Origin of the sequence: Allohahella marinimesophila, from assembly GCF_039538005.1 — a bacterium.
Classification (GTDB): Bacteria; Pseudomonadota; Gammaproteobacteria; order Pseudomonadales; family Oleiphilaceae; genus Allohahella; species Allohahella marinimesophila.
In genome coordinates, this window is the sequence record NZ_BAABBO010000023.1 from 54,462 (window position 1) to 79,114 (window position 24,653).

Annotated in this window: 25 protein-coding genes and 3 tRNA genes; 20 read left to right on the forward strand and 8 right to left on the reverse strand. The window is 54.1% G+C overall.

Annotated features, from left to right (window positions below; all coding sequences use genetic code 11):
• Positions 1 to 2 precede the first annotated feature (2 nt).
• Positions 3 to 1,658, reverse strand: coding sequence for an electron transfer flavoprotein-ubiquinone oxidoreductase (locus tag ABD735_RS19550; RefSeq protein WP_344809678.1), 1,656 nt, complete (start codon positions 1,656 to 1,658; stop codon positions 3 to 5).
• A 246-nt stretch (positions 1,659 to 1,904) separates the two neighbouring features.
• Here ABD735_RS19550 and ABD735_RS19555 point away from each other — a divergent pair, with 246 nt between their 5' ends.
• The 3 genes from ABD735_RS19555 to ABD735_RS19565 all read left to right on the forward strand — a co-directional run bounded on the left by ABD735_RS19555 (position 1,905) and on the right by ABD735_RS19565 (position 4,182).
• On the forward strand, positions 1,905 to 2,654 hold the full coding sequence (locus ABD735_RS19555) for an electron transfer flavoprotein subunit beta/FixA family protein (protein WP_344809680.1): 750 nt from the start codon (positions 1,905 to 1,907) through the stop codon (positions 2,652 to 2,654).
• A 2-nt stretch (positions 2,655 to 2,656) separates the two neighbouring features.
• The gene (locus ABD735_RS19560; RefSeq protein WP_344809682.1) at positions 2,657 to 3,586 is read left to right on the forward strand and encodes an electron transfer flavoprotein subunit alpha/FixB family protein; all 930 of its coding nucleotides are present in this window, start codon (positions 2,657 to 2,659) and stop codon (positions 3,584 to 3,586) included.
• Positions 3,587 to 3,666: 80 nt separating this feature from the next.
• Positions 3,667 to 4,182 (forward strand): copper chaperone PCu(A)C, encoded by a 516-nt coding sequence (locus tag ABD735_RS19565; RefSeq protein WP_344809716.1) that lies wholly within the window; start codon positions 3,667 to 3,669, stop codon positions 4,180 to 4,182.
• Positions 4,183 to 4,212: 30 nt separating this feature from the next.
• On the opposite strand, the gene ABD735_RS19570 is transcribed toward ABD735_RS19565, so the two are convergent.
• From ABD735_RS19570 to ABD735_RS19585, 4 genes are all read right to left on the reverse strand, one after another.
• Positions 4,213 to 5,832: a carboxyl transferase domain-containing protein gene (locus ABD735_RS19570; RefSeq protein ID WP_425548635.1), complete on the reverse strand. Its 1,620-nt coding sequence runs from the start codon at positions 5,830 to 5,832 to the stop codon at positions 4,213 to 4,215.
• 9 nt (positions 5,833 to 5,841) lie between these two features.
• Positions 5,842 to 6,978, reverse strand: a complete 1,137-nt coding sequence (locus tag ABD735_RS19575) for an isovaleryl-CoA dehydrogenase (RefSeq protein ID WP_344809720.1) — start codon at positions 6,976 to 6,978, stop codon at positions 5,842 to 5,844.
• Positions 6,979 to 7,045: 67 nt separating this feature from the next.
• Positions 7,046 to 7,450 (reverse strand): MerR family transcriptional regulator, encoded by a 405-nt coding sequence (locus ABD735_RS19580; protein ID WP_344809684.1) that lies wholly within the window; start codon positions 7,448 to 7,450, stop codon positions 7,046 to 7,048.
• A 539-nt stretch (positions 7,451 to 7,989) separates the two neighbouring features.
• The gene (locus tag ABD735_RS19585; protein ID WP_344809686.1) at positions 7,990 to 8,805 is read right to left on the reverse strand and encodes a type II secretion system protein N; all 816 of its coding nucleotides are present in this window, start codon (positions 8,803 to 8,805) and stop codon (positions 7,990 to 7,992) included.
• 115 nt (positions 8,806 to 8,920) lie between these two features.
• Between ABD735_RS19585 and gspE the strand changes: the two genes are divergently transcribed.
• The 14 genes from gspE to ABD735_RS19655 all read left to right on the forward strand — a co-directional run bounded on the left by gspE (position 8,921) and on the right by ABD735_RS19655 (position 19,875).
• Positions 8,921 to 10,450 carry a type II secretion system ATPase GspE gene (gene gspE, locus ABD735_RS19590; protein WP_344809688.1) on the forward strand — a complete coding sequence of 510 codons (1,530 nt, stop codon included), beginning with the start codon at positions 8,921 to 8,923 and terminating at the stop codon, positions 10,448 to 10,450.
• Positions 10,450 to 11,673, forward strand: a complete 1,224-nt coding sequence (gspF, locus tag ABD735_RS19595) for a type II secretion system inner membrane protein GspF (protein ID WP_344809690.1) — start codon at positions 10,450 to 10,452, stop codon at positions 11,671 to 11,673. Before gspE ends, gspF begins: the two co-directional genes overlap by 1 nt.
• A gap of 38 nt (positions 11,674 to 11,711) precedes the next feature.
• Positions 11,712 to 12,191 (forward strand): type II secretion system major pseudopilin GspG, encoded by a 480-nt coding sequence (gene gspG, locus ABD735_RS19600; RefSeq protein WP_344809692.1) that lies wholly within the window; start codon positions 11,712 to 11,714, stop codon positions 12,189 to 12,191.
• A gap of 5 nt (positions 12,192 to 12,196) precedes the next feature.
• Positions 12,197 to 12,784, forward strand: a complete 588-nt coding sequence (gspH, locus tag ABD735_RS19605; protein WP_344809694.1) for a type II secretion system minor pseudopilin GspH — start codon at positions 12,197 to 12,199, stop codon at positions 12,782 to 12,784.
• A complete protein-coding gene (gene gspI, locus ABD735_RS19610; protein ID WP_344809696.1) occupies positions 12,784 to 13,161 on the forward strand; it encodes a type II secretion system minor pseudopilin GspI in 378 nt (125 codons plus the stop codon). The genes gspH and gspI overlap by 1 nt, the downstream gene beginning before the upstream one ends.
• 2 nt (positions 13,162 to 13,163) lie before the next feature.
• Positions 13,164 to 14,039, forward strand: coding sequence for a type II secretion system minor pseudopilin GspJ (gene gspJ, locus ABD735_RS19615; RefSeq protein ID WP_344809698.1), 876 nt, complete (start codon positions 13,164 to 13,166; stop codon positions 14,037 to 14,039).
• Positions 14,039 to 15,127, forward strand: a complete 1,089-nt coding sequence (gene gspK, locus ABD735_RS19620; protein WP_344809700.1) for a type II secretion system minor pseudopilin GspK — start codon at positions 14,039 to 14,041, stop codon at positions 15,125 to 15,127. The genes gspJ and gspK overlap by 1 nt, the downstream gene beginning before the upstream one ends.
• A gap of 5 nt (positions 15,128 to 15,132) precedes the next feature.
• On the forward strand, positions 15,133 to 16,626 hold the full coding sequence (gene gspL, locus ABD735_RS19625; RefSeq protein ID WP_344809701.1) for a type II secretion system protein GspL: 1,494 nt from the start codon (positions 15,133 to 15,135) through the stop codon (positions 16,624 to 16,626).
• Positions 16,623 to 17,150 carry a type II secretion system protein GspM gene (gspM, locus tag ABD735_RS19630; protein ID WP_344809702.1) on the forward strand — a complete coding sequence of 176 codons (528 nt, stop codon included), beginning with the start codon at positions 16,623 to 16,625 and terminating at the stop codon, positions 17,148 to 17,150. The genes gspL and gspM overlap by 4 nt, the downstream gene beginning before the upstream one ends.
• A gap of 91 nt (positions 17,151 to 17,241) precedes the next feature.
• Positions 17,242 to 17,916, forward strand: coding sequence for a GNAT family N-acetyltransferase (locus tag ABD735_RS19635; RefSeq protein WP_344809703.1), 675 nt, complete (start codon positions 17,242 to 17,244; stop codon positions 17,914 to 17,916).
• Positions 17,913 to 19,289: a glutathione-disulfide reductase gene (gene gorA / locus ABD735_RS19640; protein ID WP_344809704.1), complete on the forward strand. Its 1,377-nt coding sequence runs from the start codon at positions 17,913 to 17,915 to the stop codon at positions 19,287 to 19,289. Before ABD735_RS19635 ends, gorA begins: the two co-directional genes overlap by 4 nt.
• A gap of 119 nt (positions 19,290 to 19,408) precedes the next feature.
• A tRNA-Gly gene (locus ABD735_RS19645) sits at positions 19,409 to 19,483 on the forward strand.
• A gap of 41 nt (positions 19,484 to 19,524) precedes the next feature.
• A tRNA-Cys gene (locus tag ABD735_RS19650) sits at positions 19,525 to 19,598 on the forward strand.
• A 190-nt stretch (positions 19,599 to 19,788) separates the two neighbouring features.
• Positions 19,789 to 19,875 (forward strand) — tRNA-Leu (locus ABD735_RS19655).
• 3 nt (positions 19,876 to 19,878) lie between these two features.
• On the opposite strand, the gene ABD735_RS19660 is transcribed toward ABD735_RS19655, so the two are convergent.
• On the reverse strand, positions 19,879 to 20,448 hold the full coding sequence (locus tag ABD735_RS19660; protein ID WP_344809706.1) for a DNA-binding protein: 570 nt from the start codon (positions 20,446 to 20,448) through the stop codon (positions 19,879 to 19,881).
• Between the two features lie 281 nt (positions 20,449 to 20,729).
• Between ABD735_RS19660 and ABD735_RS20220 the strand changes: the two genes are divergently transcribed.
• The gene (locus ABD735_RS20220; RefSeq protein ID WP_486303634.1) at positions 20,730 to 21,089 is read left to right on the forward strand and encodes an HVO_A0114 family putative DNA-binding protein; all 360 of its coding nucleotides are present in this window, start codon (positions 20,730 to 20,732) and stop codon (positions 21,087 to 21,089) included.
• Between the two features lie 7 nt (positions 21,090 to 21,096).
• Here the strand turns inward: ABD735_RS20220 and ABD735_RS19665 are convergent, their stop codons facing one another.
• Complete coding sequence (locus ABD735_RS19665; protein ID WP_344809708.1) at positions 21,097 to 21,642, reverse strand: hypothetical protein; 546 nt, start codon at positions 21,640 to 21,642, stop codon at positions 21,097 to 21,099.
• 34 nt (positions 21,643 to 21,676) lie between these two features.
• On the reverse strand, positions 21,677 to 22,093 hold the full coding sequence (locus ABD735_RS19670) for an MbcA/ParS/Xre antitoxin family protein (RefSeq protein ID WP_344809710.1): 417 nt from the start codon (positions 22,091 to 22,093) through the stop codon (positions 21,677 to 21,679).
• Between the two features lie 419 nt (positions 22,094 to 22,512).
• On the opposite strand from ABD735_RS19670, the gene ABD735_RS19675 reads away from it, so the two are divergent.
• Both ABD735_RS19675 and ABD735_RS19680 read left to right on the forward strand, forming a co-directional pair.
• Entirely contained in the window at positions 22,513 to 23,652 is a 1,140-nt protein-coding gene (locus ABD735_RS19675) for an ISAs1 family transposase (RefSeq protein ID WP_344809712.1), read from the forward strand.
• Positions 23,653 to 24,198: 546 nt separating this feature from the next.
• Positions 24,199 to 24,420: a type II toxin-antitoxin system antitoxin, RelB/DinJ family gene (locus ABD735_RS19680; RefSeq protein WP_344809714.1), complete on the forward strand. Its 222-nt coding sequence runs from the start codon at positions 24,199 to 24,201 to the stop codon at positions 24,418 to 24,420.
• The last annotated feature ends 233 nt before the right edge of the window (positions 24,421 to 24,653 follow it).

Here is a 24,653-nt window from a genome sequence, read left to right on the forward strand (position 1 = left end):
CCTTACATGTTGGGATAGTTCGGACCACCACCGCCTTCAGGCGTTACCCAGGTGATATTCTGGGTCGGATCCTTGATATCGCAGGTCTTGCAGTGCACGCAGTTCTGCGCATTGATCTGGAAGCGCTTGCTACCGTCGTCCTGTGCGACCACTTCATACACGCCAGCAGGGCAGTATCGCTGCGCCGGTTCGTTGTACTTCGGCAGGTTGTACTCAATCGGCACTGAAGGATCTTTCAGCTTCAGGTGCACAGGCTGCTCTTCTTCATGGTTGGTATTCGAGATGAATACCGATGTCAGCTTGTCGAAGGTCAGCTTGTTATCCGGCTTCGGATATTCCATGCGCTTGGAGCTTTCTGCCGGGCGCAGGGTTTCGTGGTCCGGCGTCATATCGCGAATGGTCAGCGGCAGGCTGCGATGCAGGATATTCTGCTCGAAGAAGGCCAGGGCGCCACCCATGAAATTGCCGAATTTGTGCATCGCCGGGCCAAAGTTGCGCTCGTCGTAGAGCTCCTTGTAGAGCCAGGAGTTCTTGAAGTTCTCAGTGTAGGCCACGAGATCCTTGCCGCCGACATCTTCCTTGGTCAGCGCATCGACGAGCGTGTCAGCGGCAATGATGCCCGACTTCATCGCGCAGTGAGCGCCCTTGATCTTGGAAGAGTTGAGCGTTCCCGCATCGCAACCAATAAGGAGGCCGCCCGGGAAGGTCATCTTGGGCAGGGCATTGAAGCCGCCTTTGGTGAGTGCTCTGGCACCATAGGAGACACGCTTGCCACCTTCGATATGTTTTCTGATTTCGGGATGCAGCTTGAGACGCTGGAACTCGTCAAACGGTGAAACATGCGGGTTGAAATAGCTCAGATCCGTGATCAGTCCGACGTACACCTGACCATTTTCGAGGTGATAGAGAAATGAACCGCCAGTCGAGCCGCTTTCGGTAAGTGGCCAGCCAGTGGTATGAATCACAAGACCCGGTTTGTGCTGCTCAGCCGGAACGTCCCATAACTCCTTTATACCAATGCCGTAATGCTGCGGATCCTTACCTTCGTTGAGATTGAACTTTTGCATCAGGCGCTTGCCAAGATGGCCGCGTGACCCTTCAGAGAATATCGTGTATTTCGCGTGCAGTTCCATACCGGGGGTAAAACTATCCGTCGGCTCACCATCACGTCCGATACCCATGTCGCCAGTAAGGACACCTTTGACGCTACCGTCGTCGTTGTAGAGAATATCGGCAGCCGGGAAGCCGGGATACACTTCAGCTCCCAACTCCTCGGCACGCTCTGCCAGCCAACGACACAGATTACCGAGGCTGATGATGTAGTTGCCTTCATTATGCATGCTTTTCGGCACGATCATGTTAGGAAACTGGAAGGCTGACTCCTGACTGCGCAGGTAGAAAATTTCGTCGTGGTCGACTGGCGTATTCAGCGGTGCGCCAAGCTCTTTCCAGTCAGGAAACAGTTCGTTCAGGGCTGTCGGTTCGAAGACGGTACCTGCCATGATGTGTGCGCCGACTTCAGAGCCTTTCTCGACGACACAGACCGTCAGCTCTTTTCCAGCTTTCTTGGCCTGCTGCAGTAATCTGCAGGCCGTGGAAAGTCCGGCTGGACCAGCACCGACAATGAGTACGTCGAACTCCATTGACTCACGTTCCACAAGCAATCTCCTCTAGAAAATTCGGGGTCATGATAGCGGAATTCGAAATTCAAACAAACGTTTGTTTGAATTCTGCTGCCATTTGAATTTAAATACGGCCAGTATAGACGCTGCGGCCATGGCAGATCACGAGCTGATTGTGCGCCGGAGCGTATCAGGCATCGTCTGCAGGTATGTCGCCGAGCTATGCGTCGTCTTATTAGGGTATAATGCTCGTTTATTCCACCTCAAACCAACGAGGAATCTATGAAGGTTCTTGTCGCTGTCAAACGTGTCATCGATTACAACGTAAAAGTACGAGTCAAGTCTGATCACTCTGGTGTCGATCTGGCCAACGTCAAAATGGCCATGAATCCGTTCTGTGAGATCGCCATTGAAGAAGCCGTTCGCCTGAAGGAAAAAGGTGTCGCCACTGAAGTCGTGGTCGTATCGATCGGCCCGAAAGCCTGCCAGGAGCAGATTCGTACCGCGCTCGCGCTGGGCGCTGACCGTGGCATTCATGTGGAGACCGATGAGGAAATCCAGTCGCTCGCCGCCGCCAAGCTGCTGAAGGCTATTGTCGAGAAAGAAGAGCCGAAACTCATTATTCTGGGCAAGCAGTCCATCGACACTGATAACAACCAGACTGGTCAGATGCTGGCCGCGCTCTGTGGCTACGGTCAGGGCACTTTCGCTTCTGAAGTCAAGGTAGAAGGCGACAAGGTAGAAGTCACTCGTGAAATTGACGGTGGTCTTGTTACAGTGTCACTGAGCCTGCCTGCGGTCGTGACGACCGACCTGCGTCTCAACGAGCCACGCTATGCTTCGCTGCCGAACATCATGAAGGCGAAGAAGAAGCCGCTCGAAGTCATGAGCCCGGCTGATCTCGGTGCTGAAGTTGCGCCACGCATCTCAGTGGTAAAGGTCGAGCCACCTGCGCAGCGATCTGCTGGTGTGAAGGTTGCGAGCGTCGCCGAACTGGTCGACAAACTCAAGAATGAAGCGAAGGTACTTTAATCATGAGCGTACTAGTCATTGCGGAACACGATAACAGTTCCCTCAAGTCAGCGACACTGAACGTGATCGCAGCTGCCCAGCAAATCGGCGGCGACATTACTGTTCTAATAGCAGGCAAGGATTGTTCTGGCGCTGCTGAAGAGGCAGCCAAGGCACAAGGCGTTTCCAAGGTCCTCAAGGCCGATGCAGATGTCTACGGTCATCAGCTGGGTGAAAACCTGGCCGCGCTGGTTGTTGAGCTGGGCAAGGATTACGCTGCAATCCTTACGTCTGCCGGGACAACTGGCAAGGACTTCATGCCACGCGTAGCCGCGCTGCTGGATGTTGCGCAGATCTCCGACATCATTCGCGTCGAAGCAGCTGATACCTTCGTTCGTCCGATTTATGCCGGTAATGCCATCGCTACCGTCAAGACTTCCGATGCGATCAAGGTCATTACCGTTCGCCCGACAGGTTTCGACCCTGTGTCTGGTGAAGGTGGCTCTGCAGCGATAGAAGACTGCAGTGTCGTCAAGGATGCTGGCGTGTCTTCATTTGTGAGAGAAGAGCTTGCGAAGTCTGATCGTCCGGATCTGAGCGGCGCACAGATCGTTGTTTCTGGCGGTCGTGGTATGCAGAACGGTGAAAACTTCGAAATGCTGTACAAGCTTGCAGACAAGCTTGGCGCTGCTGTTGGTGCTTCACGCGCCGCAGTCGATGCTGGTTTTGTGCCTAACGATATGCAGGTCGGTCAGACCGGCAAGATCGTTGCCCCACAGCTGTATATTGCCGTTGGTATTTCCGGCGCGATTCAGCATCTGGCTGGTATGTCCGAGTCGAAGGTCATCGTTGCGATCAACAAGGACGAAGAAGCTCCGATTTTCCAGGTGGCTGATTACGGCCTGGTGGCGGACCTCTTCGAAGCTGTGCCACAACTGGAATCTGCAGTCTGAGCATCTAGCTCAGTCTGATCGATCAAAGCCGCACTTCGTGCGGCTTTTTTGTTATTGAGGAGAGCAATTGAGTGACCAGGATGCACTTTAAAGGCGCTATCGTAGGGTTTTTCGTTTTCAGTTCAGTATTATCGGGCCTTCTGTTGGCGGGCGGTAGAGTAATGGCTCACGGTGTTACCGAGGCAGGACTCACCATCACGCATGCCTGGACACGCTCGGTGCCCGTGGCCGGGCTCAACGGAGCTGGCTACGTCACCATCAGCAATAGTTCCGATCAGTCATATCGGCTCGTGGCCGTAGAAACTGAGGCGGCCGCTCAGACTTCGCTGCACGAATCTGTCATGTCTGATGAGGGCATGATGTCGATGGCGGCACTCCCTGAGGGCGTATCGATTCCCGCCGGGCAAACCGTAGCATTAGCACCCGGCGGTATCCATATCATGCTGATGAAGCTGGTATCGCCAACTACAGCGGGTGAACAATTGCCTGCGACCTTCATTTTCGAAGCAGCCGATGCTGCGAAGCCGGATTCTATTCGTCTAAAATCCTGGTTTGCCGTACAGCCTGTCAGCGGTGAGAGTCACGTCCACCACTGAACCTGAAACGCCTCAGATGATGTGCTCGGCTTATCGGTAGGCAGCGACGCCCTGCCGACCCTTTCCAGGCTCACCTGCTACGCCTTCGGGTTCCAGATCCAACGCAAAACGGAGTATTGCGCGGGTATCGGCCGGATCAATGATGCCGTCATCCCAGAGCCTGGCTGAGGCGTAGACGGTATCTGATTGACGCTCGAATTGTCGGCGAACGGGTTCTTCGAGTGCAGCCTTCGCTTCAGCATCGAAGGGCAAGCCTTTCTTCGCCAGCGCTTCGGCCTTTACGGTAGAGAGTACGCCGGCAGCCTGATCACCGCCCATGACGGAAATCTTGGCACTGGGCCAGGTCCAGAGAAAGCGCGGATTATAGCCCCGACCACACATGCCGTAGTTTCCGGCGCCAAAGCTGCCGCCAATAATGATGGTGTATTTCGCTACGGTGGCGCAGGCCACGGCCATCACCATCTTGGCGCCGTGCTTGGCAATGCCTCCCTGCTCATGATCGAGTCCAATCATGAAGCCGGTAATGTTCTGCAGGAAGATCAAGGGGGTATTTCGCTGCTCACAGAGCTGGATGAAGTGGGTGCCCTTGAGTGCGGACTCGCTGAAGAGCACGCCGTTATTGGCAAGGATACCTACGCGGTGCCCCCCGATCTCGGCAAATGTACACACGAGCGTGGGACCGTACAGCGGCTTGAACTCGTCATGTTCCGAGCCATCGACGATCCTTTCGATAACCTCTCTGACATCGAAAGGGGTTCTGAAGTCTTTTGGCACGATGCCTCGTAGCTCTTCAGGGGCGTACAGGGGCTCGGCAATCGAAGCTGGCAGAGCGACCTGCCGCTTTCGGGGCAAGCCTGCATGGGTCAGTATTCGCCGTGCAAGTTGCAGGGCTTCAGTATCGCTGGCAGCGAGATGGTCGGCCACACCAGATATTTCGGCATGCATGCGCGCGCCGCCAAGTGCTTCCCCATCGACCTCCGCGCCTGTAGCGGCTTTGACCAGAGCTGGACCAGCGAGAAAGAGGGAGCTCTGACGTTCCACCATGACACACTCATCTGCCATGGCCGGTACGTAAGCGCCGCCGGCAGTGCAGAAGCCCATCACTACGGCGATCTGCGGAATGCCCTGGGCTGAGAGTCGGGCCTGCTTGTAAAAGATATGACCGAAGTCTTCCTTGTCTGGAAACACCTCGTCCTGCAGGGGCAGGTGGGCGCCACCGGAGTCCACGAGATAGATACAGGGCAGCCGAAAGTCTTCGGCGATGGTCTGGGCTCTGATGTGCTTCTTGACCGTGAGTGGGTAGTAAGTCCCTCCTTTGACGCTGGCATCGTTGGCGACAATCATGCAGGCAAAGCCGGATACGTAGCCAATGCCGGCGACGACACCTGCTGCTGGCACTTCGTGGTCGTAGACCTCATGGGCCGCCAGCAGGCCGATCTCGAGGAAGGGCGAATCGTGATCAAGCAGGAGGCTGATGCGTTCCCGGCAAAGCAGTTTGCCCTTGTCTCGCTGCTTCGCCTGCGCCTCGGGCCCACCTCCTTCGCGTATTCTGGTTTCGAGCGCTTTGATGTGCGCCAGGCGCTGGTTCATCTGCTCGAGACGAGCCGCTGCCGCCGATGCAGTTGATTCTGCCTTTCCATGCTCTGTCATGCTGCCTCCTCAGGCGGTCTCGTTGAACAACTCACGGCCTATGAGCATTCGTCGGACCTCAGAGGTGCCGGCACCAATTTCGTACAGCTTGGCATCGCGTAGCAGGCGTCCGGCAGCGTAATCATTGGTGTAACCATTCCCCCCGAGTATCTGTATGGCATCCAGCGCCATACGCGTAGCATTTTCAGCGCAGAACAGTATGACGCCAGCGGCATCCTTCCGTGATGCTTCGCCGCGATCACAGGCCTGAGCAGTGGCATAGAGATAGGCGCGGCTGGCGTTGAGCTGGCTATACATATCGGCAAGTTTTCCCTGAATCAGCTGAAAATTGCCAATGGCCTCGCCGAACTGAACCCGTTCATGAACGTAGGGCAGTACGATATCCATGCAGGCCTGCATGATGCCGAGGGGGCCCGCTGCCAGAAGTACGCGTTCGAAATCAAGGCCGCTCATGAGCACCTTCGCGCCACGGTTCAATTCGCCGAGTATATTTGCTGCCGGCACGTCGCAATTATCGAACACCAGCTCGCAGGTGTTCGATCCCCGCATACCGAGCTTGTCCAGTTTTGGCGAGCTCGAAAACCCCGCCATCCCGCGCTCGATGATAAATGCCGTAATACCTTTGGATCCTGCCTCAGGGGCTGTTTTGGCATAGACCACCAGCACATCGGCATCCGGGCCATTGGTGATCCACATTTTTGTACCATTCAAACGGAAACCATCACCATGTTTCTCGGCCCTGAGCCTCATACTGACCACGTCACTGCCAGCCAGGGCTTCACTCATGGCGAGTGCGCCGACATGTTCGCCGCTGACCAGCTTGGGCAGATAACGCAAGCGTTGCTCTATCGAGCCATTCTTGTCTATCTGATTCACGCAGAGGTTCGAGTGGGCGCCGTAACTCAAAGCGACACTGGCGGAACAGCGTGAGATTTCTTCGAGCGCCAGGCAGTGCGCGAAGTATCCCATGTTGGCACCACCAACATCTTCGCCGGCGGTTATGCCAAGCAGGCCGACCTCGCCAAGCGCCTTCCAGAGTGCATTGGGAAAGGCATTGCTTCGGTCGATTTCAGCGGCGATTGGCGCTATGCGTTCCCGGGCGAAGCGTCGGGCAAGTGTCTGTAGCTGGGCCTCATCCTCAGTCATGGGAAATCGAAGAGTAGGGTAGTCGGCTTGTTGGGTCATTGTTATGGTCTGCTCCTGCGACTTCGCGCTAGTTGGCTGTAGATCCGGGCATGGCGTTTCGAACACGCTGCTCGGCCAAGTCGAGTTCCTGCTCCAGAACGGCAATATCCTGCTTCTGCCGTTGTAGCTGTCGACGATGTAATTCGATGAGTTCAAGGAAGCGCTGAAGCTGTTCGGTGTTGTCTGAATCGGCATTGTAGAGCTCGATCAGCGATTTGGATTCCGCAAGGCTGAAACCAAGGCGCTTGCCACGAAGAATAAGCTTGAGTCGAACACGTTCGCGTTCGCCATAATGTCGCGTACCGTGCGATTCACGGGATTCAGGCTGCAGCAGTTGTTCCGACTCATAAAACCGGATGGTTCGGGGTGTGATGTCGAATTCGCTGGCCAGATCACTGATCGTGTAAAGCCGGGCTTGATCCTTTCTGGTCATGACGTATCCAGGCAAAGACGCTGTGGCACAAGTTGACGTTAACGTAAACTGTAATCTGAGGGCAAAAAGAGGTCAAGCATTGACGTCGATTGTTGAGCGGAGGGCCACAGGACACGCGAAATGATGGAAGGATCGCTCTGACGGATCTGATCACGCAGGCATTTTTAACAAGACAGCTAGAAAGAGATCCCGGCTGCCAGCTCTCTGGAGCTGAGGCGCTCTGCAGTATGTCGTGCGCCTCGGTCTCGCTGGTGAACTTTGCGCTCGAGCAGCGGGCTCGGCCATTCTTCACCAAGTTGAATTGGTTGAGTCTGAAAATTACGCTGACTCGCCTGGCGTGCTGAAATTTCAAATGTCAGCGTAGCCAGCACGATCAGGACGCTGAACAGGCTCAGGACTAGGGATATCTTGATACGGCGGTGGGGGAACATCAGAATCCACACTACAAACTGGTTTAAGCGAGTATATCCAGCTGAAGGGAGGATCACTTTATAAGAATGGTGAAGCTATGTTACAGATCGTAGGCTACAGGCAATGCCTTACTGAGCCTGGGACCGAATGGTTTCTCGCATTTTCTGCAGTCGGTCGCGAATTTCAGCCCTGCGGGCTTCCTCGAGCTCGCTGACAGCTTCAGTAGCCGGTACCGGCTCTGCCGGAATGCCTTCAGGAGGCTCATAGCCAGCGGCATCGAACTGCTCGCCCGGTATTGCAGAGCCTTCATCAGGGGTGACTTCAGGGGCATATTCATTAAGCTCCTGAACTTCAGGCTGGTAAACGGGAACATCTCCGGACTGGTCATAGCCTGAGTCCTGGTAGTCCTGCTCGTAAGTCTGGTTATAACTGTCGTTCGAGGGCGAATAAGCTTCGACATTACTGCCGCTGCCGAGCTCTTCAGGAAAGAAAAGGTTTTCCAGTTGACCGCTTCTGTCGATGACGACGCGATTAGCGTAGACCGAGTGCAGACTGGCATTGCCGGGCATGCTTTCGCCAACTCTGAAGAAATCGGTGATACGGTCGGGCCCTTCGATGAGGGCGCCACCAACGTCTGTTTCACCGGAGGATGAAATGCCGCGCAAGGTCAGTTGCAGGTTGGTCTCGGGCAGTTCCTCGGTCGTCTGCACAGGTGCGGGCGCGCTGGCAGTCGGACTGCCGAACAGATTGAGCCCCAGCAACTGTCGCACGGGCCGCTGTACCACGGCGTTACCGCTCTGTGCACTGACCGCAACCGGCGGCCGCTTGAGCTGCTGATAGTCGCGCCACAGTGCGAGTGAGTGTGATGTCAGGTAGACTGCTGCGCAGACGACGATTATTGTCGTGAGCAGCCAGGGCAGCCATTGTTGTAGTCTTGAAGGCATCAAGCCCGCCTGAATTTAAGGGTTTACGAAAATTTTAAGACTGTGACGCAGAACATCGAACGCGCCTCAGCTATGATTAGTATACTCTAGCCGTCGAAATAGCTTACACAAAACTATGCCAAACAACAGCCAGTCACAAGCCTTAGCAACGCCGGAACGGGAAGCGGTTAACATCTATCGCCTGCCTTTTAACTTTGCCAAGCGTCATGGAATCTTTATTTCGCAGCCGGATGAACAGACTGGGCGTCAGCTCATTCAGTTCAGGCCGCCGCTCAATCCACAGGTTTTCGCTGAGGTAAACCGGTTTTCCGGTGGCCAGTGCGAGTTCAAGGCTGTCGGAGCGAACGAGTTCGACGAAGCACTCGGACGCGCCTATCAGAACGATAGTGCCGAAGCCATGCAGATGGTGGAGGGCCTCGGTGACGACATGGATCTCGCGAGTCTTGCGGATTCAGTGCCGGAAACCGAGGATCTGCTCGAGCAGGAAGATGATGCGCCGATCATACGGCTCATCAATGCGATCCTGACCGAGGCCGTCAAGTCGAGCGCCTCGGATATTCACATCGAGACCTATGAGAAGGACCTGATAGTCCGCTTCCGGGTCGACGGTGTGCTGCGTGAGATCGTGAAGCCCAAACGAGCCCTCGCGCCGCTGCTGGTCTCGCGTATCAAGGTCATGGCAAGACTGGATATTGCTGAAAAGCGTGTTCCGCAAGACGGCCGTATCTCACTGCGGGTTGGTGGCAAGGAAGTTGATATTCGAGTGTCGACCATGCCCTCGAGCAATGGGGAGCGCATTGTGCTTCGATTGCTCGACAAGCAGGCCGGTCGCCTGCAGCTAGAGCGCATCGGCATGACCGAGCGCGATCTCAAACTCATGAGAAAGACCGTCTATCGGCCACACGGTATCATGCTGGTGACTGGTCCTACCGGTTCTGGTAAGACCACGACACTGTATGCTGCGCTGAGCGAAATCAATGATCGCTCCCGCAACATTCTCACCGTCGAAGATCCAATAGAATACAATCTGCCCGGCGTTGGTCAAACCCAGGTCAATACCAAGGTCGACATGACTTTTGCGAGGGGGCTCAGGGCCATCCTGCGTCAGGATCCTGACGTGGTGATGATCGGTGAGATTCGAGACCTTGAAACTGCAGAAATTGCAGTGCAGGCCAGTTTGACCGGTCACCTTGTATTGTCCACTCTGCACACCAACAGTGCGGTGGGTGCGGTCACGCGCTTGATGGATATGGGTGTTGAACCGTTTCTCATCTCGTCCTCGTTCGTCGGCGTCATGGCGCAGCGACTGGTCAGAACGCTTTGCGAACACTGCAAGGAGCCTTATACGCCGGATGCTGAAGTCTGCGAATTCCTCAGTGCCGATCCTGCCAGTCCGCCTCAGATCTTCCGCCCGACCGGGTGCCCCGAGTGTAATCATCTCGGCTATCGAGGCCGACTGGGTATCTATGAAGTGATCGAAGTCGATGAAGGCATGCGACAACTGATCCATAAACAGGCTGGCGAGATGGAAATGGAAAAATATGCCCGTGAACGTGGGCCGAGCATTCACGCCGACGGTGTGCTGAAGATTCTGCAGGGGATTACCTCCGTAGAAGAAGTGCTCCGCGTGACGCACCGCGAATAATGGCAGCTTTCGATTACAAGGCACTCGATGCCAAAGGCAAGAACCAGAAAGGTACCCTCGAAGGCGATAGCGCCAGGCAGGTTCGGCAGCTGCTGCGCGACAAGGGCTGGATGCCGGTATCGGTGGAGCAATCCAGCGACGCTCAGGGCAAGAGCAAGACCAAGGGTAGCGTAAGGACGCGGGGCAACTCGCTGAATACGCCGGACCTGGCCTTGTTGACCCGCCAGTTGGCAACGCTGATCCAGTCAGGTATTCCAGTGGAGGAATCGCTGAGCGCGGTGGCCTCGCAGAGCGAAAAGCCGAAGGTCAAGAGCATGATGCTGGCAGTTCGCTCGCGAGTGCTCGAGGGCTATTCGCTTGCCGATAGCCTGAGTGAGTTCCCCAAGGCGTTCCCTGACCTCTACCGTTCCACCGTAGCTGCTGGCGAGCATGCTGGGCATCTCGAGCTGGTGCTCATGCGCTTGGCAGATTACACCGAGCAACAGCAGATTTCGCGGCAGAAGATCAAGCTCGCGGCCATCTATCCGATAATACTGTCCATAGTCGCTGTCGGTATCGTTGGCTTTTTGCTGGCCTTCGTCGTGCCCGATATCGTCAAGGTCTTCGTCAACAGTGGGCAGGAGTTGCCGACGCTGACACAGATCATTCTGACGCTGAGTGACTGGACGGTAGCCTATGGGCTGTACTTCCTCATTTTCGTGGCCTTGCTGGCCTTCGGGTTTACAGCCATGATGAAGAAACCTGATTTCAGGTTGAAGGTTCACCGAACCATATTGCATGTGCCGGGGCTGGCCAAGATGGTGCGCGGGCTGAATACTGCACGATTTGCCAGTACGCTCAGTATTCTCAACAGCAGTGGTGTGCCCTTGGTGGATGCCATGCGGATTTCTGGCGAAGTCCTCGACAATCAGTGGCTTAAGAAACTGGTGGCCGAGGCCTCTCAGAAGGTCAGGGAAGGTGGTAGTCTGCACCGCTCTCTGGATCAGACCGGCTACTTCCCCCCGATGATGATCCACATGATTGCCAGCGGCGAAGCCAGTGGTCAGCTCGGGGATATGCTGGAGCGGACGGCAGCCAACCAGGAGAACGATCTCCAGGGCAAGATGGCTACCTTGATAGGCATGTTCGAGCCTTTCATGCTGCTCTTCATGGGCGCAGTGGTACTCGTGATCGTCATGGCCATCATGCTGCCGATATTAAGCATGAGTAATCTCGTCGGATAGTCTTCCGACATATAATCCAATCAAAAGGAAACGCGGCAATGACACGTCATCATCTCCCGGTGTCTACCAGACATCGTCAAAATTCACTGCCACAGAAGCGTCAGCAGGGTTTTACGCTGATCGAGATCATGGTGGTCCTGATCATACTCGGTCTGTTGGTGGCAGCGGTTGCACCACAGATTCTCGGCCGGACCGACCAGGCAAAAGTCACTGTGGCTGGCCAGGATATACGAACGCTCGAACAGGCCTTCGATATGTACAAGCTGGACAATCACACTTATCCAAGTACTGACCAGGGACTGCAGGCGCTGGTGTCCAAGCCTTCTGGTTTCCCTGAAGCCAGAAACTGGAATCCAGAAGGGTATATCAAGGCCCTGCCGAAGGACCCCTGGGGTAATGACTACGAGTATGTTTCTCCCGGTCTGAACGGTCCCTACGATGTGTTTTCCTACGGTGCCGATGGTCAGGAAGGTGGCGAAGGCTATAACGCCGACATCGGTAACTGGAACAACAAGTAGTTCTGGTGCTGGGTCATCGTCACAGGCTCTACCGCCGGGCCACCACGAGTGAGGGTGGTTTCACGCTCATCGAGCTGCTGGTGGTCATGCTCCTTATTTCGCTCGTCATAGGGGCCGTGACCCTGGTGCCAGACGGCAACAGTCAGCGGCGCGAGCTCGATCAGGCAGCCAGACAGCTGCTCGCCACAATGCAGTTGAGCCGTGAAGAAGCCGTGTTCCAGAATATGGAGATCGGCCTCGAAATTGGTGAGGCTGGCTTCAGTTTTCGAGGGTACTCCGAAAAGGAACAGAAGTGGGTCGAACTGCCCCAGGCGTTCATGCAACCCAAGCCTTTTCCAGAATGGCTTGAAGCGGAATTCAAGGACGCCAAGTCCTACTTCGAGCTGAAGCCACCGGAGCAGGATGAAGTGCGCATGTTCGGCGATGAAGAGAAGGATCTGTTCCTGCCCCAGATCCTGTTTCTCTCCAGCGGCGAAATCACACCCTTCACGCTGACACTGAGGATCAGCGGCAGTGTCGACGTCCAGACTGTATTGAGGACCGACGGGCTCGCGCCTATCGAGATCGTCAGCGATACGGATGAAGAAGACTGATGAAGCAGGCTGTCCAGGGTTTCACGCTTATTGAAGTGTTGGTGGCGCTGCTGATCTTTGCAGTGACTTCGGCTGCTATCGTCAAGGGCACTGCGGTTCCCCTCAAGGCACAGGAACGGCTCGAGCAGAAAACGCTGGCGAGCTGGGTGGCCCGTAACGAGCTTGTCATGCTGGGCACGGAAGAGCAGCTGCCGCCCGCCGGGGTCGTGAAAAAGGAAGTCGCTTTTGCCGATCGCCAGTGGCGCGTGACCAGAACCGTGAAGATACCTGCTGAGAAGCGCCTCCGCGAAGTCACCATGGATATCGCATTCCTCGCCGGAGGAGGGCTCAACGACGTGCCGGTCTTCACTCTGGTCGGCTTCCTCGGAGAGCCATGATCATGTTTCAGGCACACGCACGCGGCTTTACGCTGCTAGAGATTCTGATCGCCATCACGGTCACGGCCATCATTGGCGTGGGCACTGTCACGCTGTTGAGCCAGACCATCCGTGTCAACGATGTGCTCGAGCTCCGTGGCGGCCAGTTGCGTAGTCTCCAGCTTGCCGATTCTGTCATCAGCCGCGACTACGAGCAGATCATTGCCCGTCCTGTACGTGACGGCTTTGGCGATCTTCAGCCGGCCGTCAGAACGACGGATACAACTTATGATATTCAGTTCACTCGCACAGGTTGGCGTGATCCTCGTCAGCTGCTGCAGAACCTCAAGGATATGGACCAGATTCCCATTCGGAGCGAACTGCAGCGCGTGGCCTATGCCATCGAAGAAGAGGAACTGATTCGCTACTACTGGCCGGTGCTTGATCAGCCGCAGGAGTCTGAGCCGGTGAGGCAGGTGCTGCTGAGCGAAGTCAGTGACTTCTCGATTCGCCTGCTTGATGAGAATAATGAATGGCAGACGGACTGGCCTACCGCTGCGCAGCTTGGCTCTGGCAAGGTTGATATCAATACCGCAATACCACGCATCATCGAAGTGAATTTCACCCATCGTGTATATGGCAGGCTACAGAGATTGTTCGCCCTGGCTGGCTACGAGCAGCCCATCATGCCACCGAATGCCGGTCAGCCGGCTGCGGGGCAACCAGGCGGTGGCGCTAACAATCCAGATGGCACTGACGGTCAGAATCCTGGTCAGCAGGGCGGGCAGACCGATGGTGGCCAGGTGCCCATCGACGGCAGCCAGTCGGGAGGTGGCTTTCAGCCTGAAGGTGAGGGCGGCGCCGGACAGGTTCCAATCGACTCGGGCGGGTTCCAGTGATGATGTCATTGCAGCAGGTTCCGGCGAGGAAGCAACGAGGCATCGCACTGATCATGGTGCTTCTGGTGGTTGCCCTGGCTACGGCCATGGTCACTGCCTTGCGCAACAGTGCTGAAATCAGCTTTGCCCGCACGGCCAATGTGCTGATGCAGCAACAGTCGGTAGAATTTGCGCTGGCCGGGGAGACCTATGCTCGGCTCCTGCTGAAAAAAGACCTCGAGGAAGACAAGAAAACCGGCGAACTGGTGGACTACGATGTCGAGAGCAAGTCTGATCCCCTGAACGAAGTGTGGGGTGTGAGGGCTGTTCAGATTCCGATTTCACTCACCTCAGGAATAGAAGGGCAGATTGACGACCTTCAGGGTCGTTTCAACATGAACAGTCTCCTCAAGGTCACTGGGGGGCGCGACGCCAGCGGTGCCTTGCGAACTACGGTAAATGCCTTGGCGTTGGACAAGCTCAATCGACTTCTCGACAGCCTGTATGACGAAGAGGGCTCGATTCAGCGACCGCCCGAACTGCATCGTGAGCACTTCGTCGACTGGCTGGACGATAACCAGGATTCACTGAATTTCAAGGGCGCGGAAGACTACGAATATCTCGGCAAGGACCCGCCATATCGAACCGGCGGCACCTGGTTCAGGGACATGACAGAACTCTGGCTCATTGAGGCCATGACGCCCGAAGTCTATCGCGCATTACAGCCTCACGTGGCGTTCTTGCCGTGGTGGGTCACGCAGGTCAATGTGAATACGGCCACTGTCCCTGTTCTGATGGCGACCCTCAATATTCCGCGGCAGAACGCCGAAGAAATTGTCGCCGAAAGGATCAAGATTGGCGGATTCAAGGACCTGGCGAAAGACTTCATGCAGCTGCCCGCTCTGGCCGGTAAGGGAACTGCGTCACAGGACCTGACGTTGGCGAGCAGTTACTTTCAGGCTACTATAAGGTCTATCAACGATGACAGTATCGTTCGCCTGCTTTCAACGCTGTATCGTGATCCGAATGATGGCTCGACACTTGTGCTGCAACGTGATTACGGCAAGAAATTCGATCTCACCAAACAAATTGCAATTCTGGACCAGTAGCCGATATGAGCATCCAACTATTTGTAAGACCTGTTGATCCCTATCGGGACCAGCTCGCACCCGTTACGCCGAAGGCGGACGCTGAACAGGTCTACGAGTGGGCGCTGGTCGATTTCAGCGGCCATGAGCTATCTGCGGGTGTGGATACTTTTGAAGGCATCATGCAACTCAGTGAGCAGCAGAACCTCGACGATGCCTTGCTCTCGTTTATCATGCCCTCCCAGCATTTCGGCTATGTTCTTGCCAAGCTTACGCCCAAACAGGCGCGTTACATGCAGCAGGCTCTGCCCTTTGCGGTAGAGGAGTTGATAGCAGAGGATATCGAGTCAGTTCATCTGGTGGCCGATGCACGGGTCAAGCTTGGTGACGAGAGTGGTTTTCCGACCTGGGTCTGCCGACGCAATCTGTTCGAAAGCTTTTATAACGAAGCCATGCTGAAACCGGTGCCGCTGGACTCTATCAGTTGTGAAGCGGCGATCGTGATCGCGGCTCACGACAGCATCGTGAAGGCCGCTGGCGACGATCCCGAGAAGGGCCAGCACATCCACCTGTTTTTCGATCAGCTCGGCGCGTCGGTGGGCGACGATGGCTTCGCCAACAGTCTGCCAGTCAATACACTGATCTGTGCGCCCGGTCGTCTGGCCACTTCAGTGCCAGCCGAGTCGGTGGAACTTGTTATCGACTCTCTCAATACCTTTGGGCAGCCTGAGAGCAGCCAGTCAGCCGGATTGTCTGCAACGGTGGAACAGAGCCTGCAGGATGCGGAGCCCGATGAACTTGGCCTCTCGGCTTCAGGCAGCGACGTTACGCTGCATATCACGATTTCCGATGCCATGGCCGAGCGCTACGCGTTGCTGCTGACCTCACTGGAAAGCCACCCTGGTTTCACGGTAAAGATGCACCGACATCAGGCTTCACCATTCACGGTGCTCTGCGATTATGCCACCCGTTTCTCCGTTGCCAACTTCTGTAGCGGTCCCTATAAGGCGCAGGCCGACGGCCGCAGCACTGGTCTGAGTCAGTGGAAGCCAGTCGCCATGGCGGCCGGTCTTGTCTTTCTTGTGCTACTCGGATTCAACGGCGTCCGCGGTTTTTTCTACGAGCAGCAGGCCCAGCAGCTCCAGCAGGAATCGCTGGCCTTATACAAATCCATCTTCCCGGCAGATCGCCGAGTGTCCAATCCCAGGCGACAGATGGAAGGCCGACTCAGGTCTGCGAATACCAGCTCGGCCGCCACCGATTTCCTGCAGATGCTCGGCGAGGCGGGCTTCAGGCTCAGTACCCAGCCCAATAGCAGCAGCATGAGCTTCAGCAACCTCCAATATAACGCTCAGCGAGGCGAGCTGGCAGTCGAGGTCCGTGCGGCCGCACTTGGCCAGATAGATCAGTACAAAACCGCGCTGGACCAGGCGGGTTACCAGGTCGACATTGGATCGGCCATCAAGGAAGCCAATGGTGTCAGAGGCAAGATAACGCTGCGTGGAGCACCCGGGGCATGATGAACAGAATTCTCGACAAGAGCCCGGCGCTGCGGTCGGCCAGAGCCAATTACCTCAATCTGTCGCGGCGTGACCAGCTTGCGGTGCAGCTGCTGGCTATTGCAGTGGCGGGTTTTCTTGTGTATGCACTCATCTGGCGCCCGATAGCGGACTACGCCGACACAGCCGAAGCAGCCGCCCTCCAGGAAAAGGCGGCCCTGGTCTGGATGAAAGAGAATGAAGCGAAGGCGCGTTCTATTGCGTCCACGCTGGGTGGCGGCGACACCAGTGCAGGGCTGCCACAAGGACAGTCGCTGATTTCCGTGATCGGCAATTCCGCCCGAAATTTTGACCTTGAACTGCAGCGCTTCGAGCCCAGGGGAGAAGATCAGGTCAACGTCTGGCTCGACAAGATCGAGTTCAATCAGATGATGCTCTGGCTCGAGACTTTGCGTGAGCAGAGCGGTATTGTAGTCTCTCAGATCAACGTCGACCGAACAGATGTCAGTGGACAGATCAGTGCTCGGATTTCACTCACGCTCTAGATCCGGTGAATTGAACAGTAGCCTCGCGGGTCGACTCTGATTTATGGTTGTCCATTCACCTAGTCAGCCGAATAACAGGTAGGGTACATTCATGGCGGATTTCCTGGACGTGGAAACCGAAGCACAGTTTGACGAAAAGCTCGAGGCTGTCGCTCAGCAGGAGCCGACTATCGTCAGGCTGCATAATAGTGCGATCCCCGAAGTCAAATCGTTGCTGTATCACGCGTATCGTCACGAGCCGACCTTCAAGTATCTTTTCGAGGCCTCGCGCCCAGGTTACGAGCAGCGGGTGAGGGCAACCCTGCGAGAGGGTCTGAAGCTGCATTTTGAGCATCAGCAGGATGCCATCGGGCTGCTTGACCACGACGTGCTGGCCGCCGTCGCCCTCATTGGTGCACCGGAACATCGATTCAATCTGGCAGATCAGCTGAGCTGGCGCATGCGTATGATGATGACTGCGGGTATCTCATCGACCAAGCGCTATCTCGATTATCATAGCCAGATCAGGCGTTGCTTCCCTGACGATCTCTACCACCATCTGCCATTTATTGGCGTGCATCCCAAATATCAGAGCCGCGGCTATGGCCGCTTGCTCATGCAGACCATCGAGGGTTTCTGCGCTGAATCACCGCGCAGCTCCGGTATCGGTCTCGATACCGGAAACGCCCGCTATCTGAGGTTTTATGAAAGTCTTGGTTATGAACGTATTGGCGAAGTCCGCTTCGATAACATTACAGAGACGGTTCTGTTCAAGCGAGTCTTATGATGTATGACCTCTTTGTCATAGGGGCGGGGTCCGGCGGTGTGCGCGCAGCTCGAACAGCCGCTGCGCTTGGTGCAAAAGTCGCTATCGCTGAAGACCGCTTCTATGGCGGCACCTGCGTCAACGTTGGCTGTGTACCGAAGAAGCTCTTCATGTACGCCTCCCATTATGGTGAGGATTTTGGTGATTCGGCGGGCTATGGCTGGTCGGTGTCGCAGACCAGCTTCGACTGGCCGACCCTGGTGGCCAATAAGGACACTGAGATCAACCGTCTCAAAGGCATTTATCGCAACATGCTATTGCAGGCCGGTGTGGATGTGATTGATGGTCGGGCTCGCTTCGAGTCGAATAACGAAGTCAGTATCGACGGCCAGCGTTATCAGGCGAAGAACTTCCTGATTGCCAGCGGTAGCCGCTCGTTTCTCCCGCATTTTCCGGGCTCAGAGTTTGTCAGTCTCAGCGATGATCTGTTTTCTTTGCCAAGCCTGCCCAAGCGTGCCGTTGTGGTGGGAGGCGGCTACATTGCCGTCGAGTTTGCTGGCATTCTGAACGGCCTTGGCGTTGAGGTGACACTACTGCACCGGGGGCCTCAATTGCTGCGGCGCTTCGATATCGATATTCGCCAGGAGCTGCACAGGGAGCTGGCCGGGAAAGGCATCCGTCTCCTGCTCGAACGTCAGGTCCATGAAATTACTGAAGTTGTCGATGCTGAAGATCAGGGCGGCAGGCTGAAGCTCGATCTTGGTCATGACGAAGCCGAATTTACCGATCATGTCTTCTATGCCACGGGCCGTGTGCCTAATAGTGATGCCCTGGGGCTCGAGAATACAGAAGTCGAGACCGGTGCCCGGGGCGAGGTGCTCGTCGATGAGCACTATCGCACAGCCGCTGCTGGCATCTATGCGGTCGGAGACGTGATCGACCGCGTTCAGTTAACGCCAGTGGCCTTGGCCGAAGGCATGTTCGTAGCGCGCGATCTGTTCGGAGGCGAAGCCAATCTGCCCCGGCCCATCGATTATACCCAGATTGCCTCAGCCGTATTCTCTCAACCGAGCGCGGCGAGTATTGGACCGTCAGAAGAAGAGGCGCGGATGAAATATGCCGATGTCAGCATCTTCCGCAGCAGCTTTCGGCGGCTGAAGAACACACTGAGCGGCAATCCTGAGCGTACGCTCATGAAGCTGATCGTCGACAAGGCTACTGACAAGGTGCTGGCAGCCCATATGGTAGGGCCTGACGCAGGCGAAATCATTCAGGGTCTGGCTGTGGCCATCAAGGCGGGTGCAACCAAGGACGACTTCGACAGTACAATCGGCATTCACCCCACGAGTGCAGAAGAATTCGTGACCATGAGGACGCCGGTCGAACCGACATGAAAGCCGGAGTTTGTGCTTGACACCATGGTGCAAAACGGTAGAATTACGCGCTCTGAAACGTTGCAGGCTTATCCTCTTGTAAGAGGCCACCACAGGCTTGAAGCGATCAGAAAAGTTTAGCGGGAATAGCTCAGTGGTAGAGCACAACCTTGCCAAGGTTGGGGTCGCGAGTTCGAATCTCGTTTCCCGCTCCAGATTTTGCTGAACCCCGAGTCTCTCGGGGTTTTTAGTTTTAGGCGCGGTGGCAGAGTGGTCATGCAGCGGACTGCAACTCCGTGTACGCCGGTTCGATTCCGACCCGCGCCTCCATTCATTACGTTATACTGAACTAACAGGTCCAAGCCTGTGTCCTTCCAGCCCGGATGGCGAAACTGGTAGACGCAAGGGACTTAAAATCCTTTTCAATTTAGGGGTAAGTTTCTGTAATTATAGTAGTTTTTTGGTATTTCTAAAGTGAGCATGCAACGGTCATGCAACGGGAGATATATAAAAACCATTCGCGAGAGTGGTGAAATCGGTAGACACACAAGACTTAAAATCTTGCGCTCGAAAGAGCATGCGGGTTCGATTCCCGCCTCTCGCACCACAACTACTTCTTATTAGCAGATTGCGCTGTAGAAATCCGCTCTTTTAGAATCTCAGCTAGATCACTTTCCCTCTGCTCTGCTTTTGCCAGAGACTCTCGTAGAACTCGCTCAGATGACTCGAGACCACTCACCCGCAACAATAGAGTGGCCCGCTCGCTGTCCGCCTGGTCAACCTTTGCGCGTAGCGCTGCAATCTCTTTAGACTGTTCTTCCACTGTTTCCTCTGCCGCTGCGCGGAGTGTATCCAGGTCATCTAGATGGGCTGCTAGGCTTGCTGTTTCTTCGTCAAATCCCGAGCAAATTTCTTCGAGTTCTAATCTGGCAAGGTCCTTTGCTGCTCGCCATATTGCCACCTCCAGTTGATGGACTCGATCGGAAATCGAGGATGGGCAGCTTGCTTCTTCGAGAGCTCGATCCTGGTCTTTTTTCTTTTGCCAGGCCTTTAGCACAAGCTGAATAGTCGAGTTGCTACCGGCTCCAAGATGTTCTCGGACAGCTCGGTATGTCGGCTGGATTCTGTTCGAGTTTAGGAATTCAATCGACTCGAGTATCTGTTTTTCGCTGATCGACATTCACGCTCCAAGGGCTGTAACGCGCTACAAGAGTGTAACGTGCTACAACTATAGCGAGTAGATTCTAGCTGCCCACTTTTTCTTCTCAAGCTGGTCTGGCCCGGCCAGTGACAAAGTACGCACGAGTACGCAGCTCATGCGTACGTACGCATAAAACAGCGTTTTCTGCGTACTTTGGCTAACTAATAGACTGCTGACTTTAGTTTGGACGCGAGACAGGAGAGGCTTAGAATAGACAGAAAGGTGTCACTGAATTTTGCTAATCAAATCCGGTACCAGAGATGACTAAACTACACATCACGGTTAGGGCAGAAGATCCCGATAGTGGGTTTAATCGCTTCGTTGACGCCTGGTCCGCAGCAGAGCGAGGCGGGCAGGTAAGTAAAGAAACTCACATCAACTTCGAGGATCTGAATACGCTTCTTTCTGTGATAAACACGCGCCGGTTAGACGTGTTAAAGATGATCAGGCAGCAAGGCCCCTTATGCGATCAGGCCCTGGCAACAGCTCTGCATCGCAACTATAGAAATGTCCAAACAGACACCCGAGTGCTTGAAGGGGCAGGGTTACTGACCAGGTCGGGCTCTGGAGACCTGCAGGTATTGTATGATGTTATCGATGCACGCTTAGATTTGGACTAGAAGGATGCTACTCAAACGGCCCGCGAAGCGATCCCGGATTATAAGGCAGGCCATTAGCGGAGGTGTCTTCAAGATACCCATTCTTCCAAAGTTTGACTTCTGCGTTATCGCGATTAAATACAACTTTAAAGCTGGCGACCTCGCCTGGATCCCAACTTCCATCATTCAACCTACCGGATACTCTCCATCTCTCGGAATAGAAGAAGGTGAACATCTTGACCTTCCGGCCGCCACCTGGCTCGCTCTCATTGTCGTCAAACCGCTTACATACTTCTTCAGCGAAACTCTGGGTCGGCGGAATCATGCCTGCAGCTGGAAACTTATTTATAGCTCGCTTGAGATTGTCGACAGATCCAGATTCCATTTGTATTTCCAGCCTAGTCGAAGCTACACGTATATAACCCGTGCTTGTCTCTGATTCACAAACCAACTCTTTTTGATCGCGCAGTTGCAATTCCAGCTCTTCTTGTAGTAGTTGAAAATCCTCGCCAACGACCTTCAGCTTTTCACGCAGATGAATAAATATGCCGAACAGCTCTGCTAGTCTAGTCATCAGTTAATTCCTCTATCGAAATGGAAAATGTAGGCTACGCAAGCTGAGAGTGATGTATATTTAATAGCTCATTGACCACATAATCTGTGTGCCCACCATCCTTCACAAAATCAGCGGGCGATTTACCGGCGAAGACAGGTGTGGGAGTATCAAGCCACCGCCGCGCTCTTTCCTCGCTTCTTAATGCCACGATAGCTTTATTCATCAAGTCACCTGGAATAACTGAGTCGCTACCTATCGTCTCTGCAATTGCTTCGTCGCTGTCGGGTATTTCATCCGTGATCGCTCTCATTAATCTGCCAACGATATTTCTTCGAGCCGCTTTTTCGCTATCATTTAGATCCAGCAAGTCCAAGCTGTTATACCAAAGCTCTACTTGTTGTGCTGCTTGCTGTAGTAACCGCAAGTTCTCTTCCGCATTTACCTCTCTGCTCCCTTTATTTTTAGCCATTTTTGCTGCTCTCTCGCGAAAATTGGGGTCTACACCACATCAAATCACCAAATATTTAGCACAGAGCGCTGAAAACCGCAACTAATTGATTTATATAATATTTAGTTAAATAAATGACGTGAAAACGGCGCTTTTCTAAGACGAAGACAAAGACACGCGTATATTTACAGAGGCAAAATTAATGCCTATATATTTGTAGGTACATAAAGGTAAAATATTGCGCAATATGGAGATATTCTAGCAAATTAGACCTGTATAAAAATTAAGCAAATGGTGCTACATATTTGTGAGTTTAGTTCAATTTCCTGCTCAGTTCGCGGGGGAGTTGTTACAGGGAAATCGCTCTACATGGTTGATTAATATACAGAATACGTTCAGGATGCTCGATCACCTCTTCAGCCAGCTCTCACGGATGATTTATGAGCAATGTCATCTCCTCGGGCGTTACAGATTTCTTCGCCTCTCTTGATGATCCGAGACGTCAAACTCGCAACACGCGGCACAACTTTCACGACATCCTGACCATAGCATTATGCGGCATGATCTGCAGCGCAGACGACTGGACCTCGATTGCCAATTTTGGAGAGGCGAAGCGTGAATGGTTTGAGACCTTTCTCGAGCTGCCAAACGGCATTCCCTCGCACGATACCTTCAATGATGTCTTTGCTAAACTCGATCCTCAGCAGTTCCAGGAATGCTTCATCGAGTGGGCCGCATCACTGGCAAAAATGTTGCCAGACGACGTCGTCGCTATCGATGGAAAAACCTTGCGCCGATCGTTCGACAAAGCCAGCTCAAAGCCCGCCATACATATGGTCAGCGCCTGGTGCACGGCCAACGAGATCTGCCTTGGACAGGTGAAGACCGAGGCTAAATCGAACGAAATCACCGCTATCCCGCAACTCCTGAAAATGCTCGATCTCGAAGGTGCTTTAGTCACGATCGATGCCATGGGCTGTCAGCGATCGATTGCCCGGGATATCCGCAATAAGAATGCTGATTATCTGCTCGGCGTCAAAGAGAATCAGCTGTCTTTGCACGATGCTATCCACGACCAATATCTTGTTGCTGAAGAGACAGGTTTTAGCACAGATTTTAGTGATCTGGCTGTTCCCTCCACGAAGCCTCGGCATGGGGTCGCGGTACGATGCCGGGTCACGCAAAAGTTAAGCACGCTCGGTCCTCTAACGGAGAAATGGGCGGACATCAAAAGCTTAGTCGTGATTGAAGTTGAGCTGGATGAGAATGGTAAAAAAGGCCTCGAACGACGCTTTTACATCTCGAGCCGGTCAGAAAACGCTCAATATTTTCTCGAATCTACTCGGAAACATTGGCAAATCGAGAACAAGTTGCACTGGGTTTTGGATGTCGCTTTCAGAGAGGACGACTCGAGACATCGGATCGGTCACAGCGCTGAAAATTTGGCCACCATTCGTCGTATAGCATTGAATGTATTGAAGAATGATAAAAGTATAAAACTGGGCATTAAGAACAAAAGGCTCAAAGCGGGATGGACCAACGACTATCTTTTGAAGCTGATTCAAGACCTCGGAAGATAGAGCGATTGCCCTGGGAGTTGTTACCCCCAAGTTGTATAAAGTTTCGAGCCCTTTTTACTCTCTAGCATAACCTTAAAGCCTGTATTAACAGAAGCTTACACGTATCTCTAGCACTCCCTGGTTGACCCCAATCTAAGATATTTTGACAGCAAATAACACCTCAAACCACCACCACATTTACCCGCCATTTAGCTTTATTATCAACGTAATTAAATTGCGCAAAAGCTTGATTTATTGGTTTTTAATTGCTATCATATATTTAGAGATCAAATATCTCTCGGTGTTTCGTCAACATCGTGACAATATCCCGCCTCACTATTGTTTGTTGTTATTGGCCCCTGTTCTCAGGGGCTTTCTCGTTTCTGTTGTTTCGTTGACCTCAACCACCTTTTTTGCATCCAAACCACCGCGCCAAACCGCCCAGTATTATGCTGGGAGCTGGATCTGGTGCTTACCTTTTGACGCCAATTCGGTTGAGGTCAAATGGGTTGTGGTCAAAGAAGGGGGTTTGGAATAGAGTCACGAAATACAATAGGAGGATTCATCATGGCCCACACTACAGTGCTGCATATTGATGTAGATGACAGACTTAAGTCTGATGAGGCTGAAAAGCTCGCAAGCTTAGATCTGACTGCTGATCAAGAGGCACATGACGCCTGGTTCCGCGCTAAAGTTGAAGAAGCTATGGCTGACGATAGAGCTACTGTGCCTCAACGACAGCTCATGGACGAGGCGCAAGCATTGATCGACAGGAAACGCCGTGGGTAGGTGAGGGCAGTAGAGCCCAGACCGATATGGCCTGGGCGTGGGGCTTTAGAAGACGAGCTCGGTATCTTCGCTGTTTACGTAATCCTCGACCGATGCGGCGATGCACTCAATCGGACAACACTGTTTTCGTCGATCACCATTTCAGCGTCTGTGTATGCATCTTCGCGGAGGTGTAGTCCGAGTCCAGTCGCCAGGTCTTCTGACTGCTTGCAAACCATCGGTCGAGGTCCGCC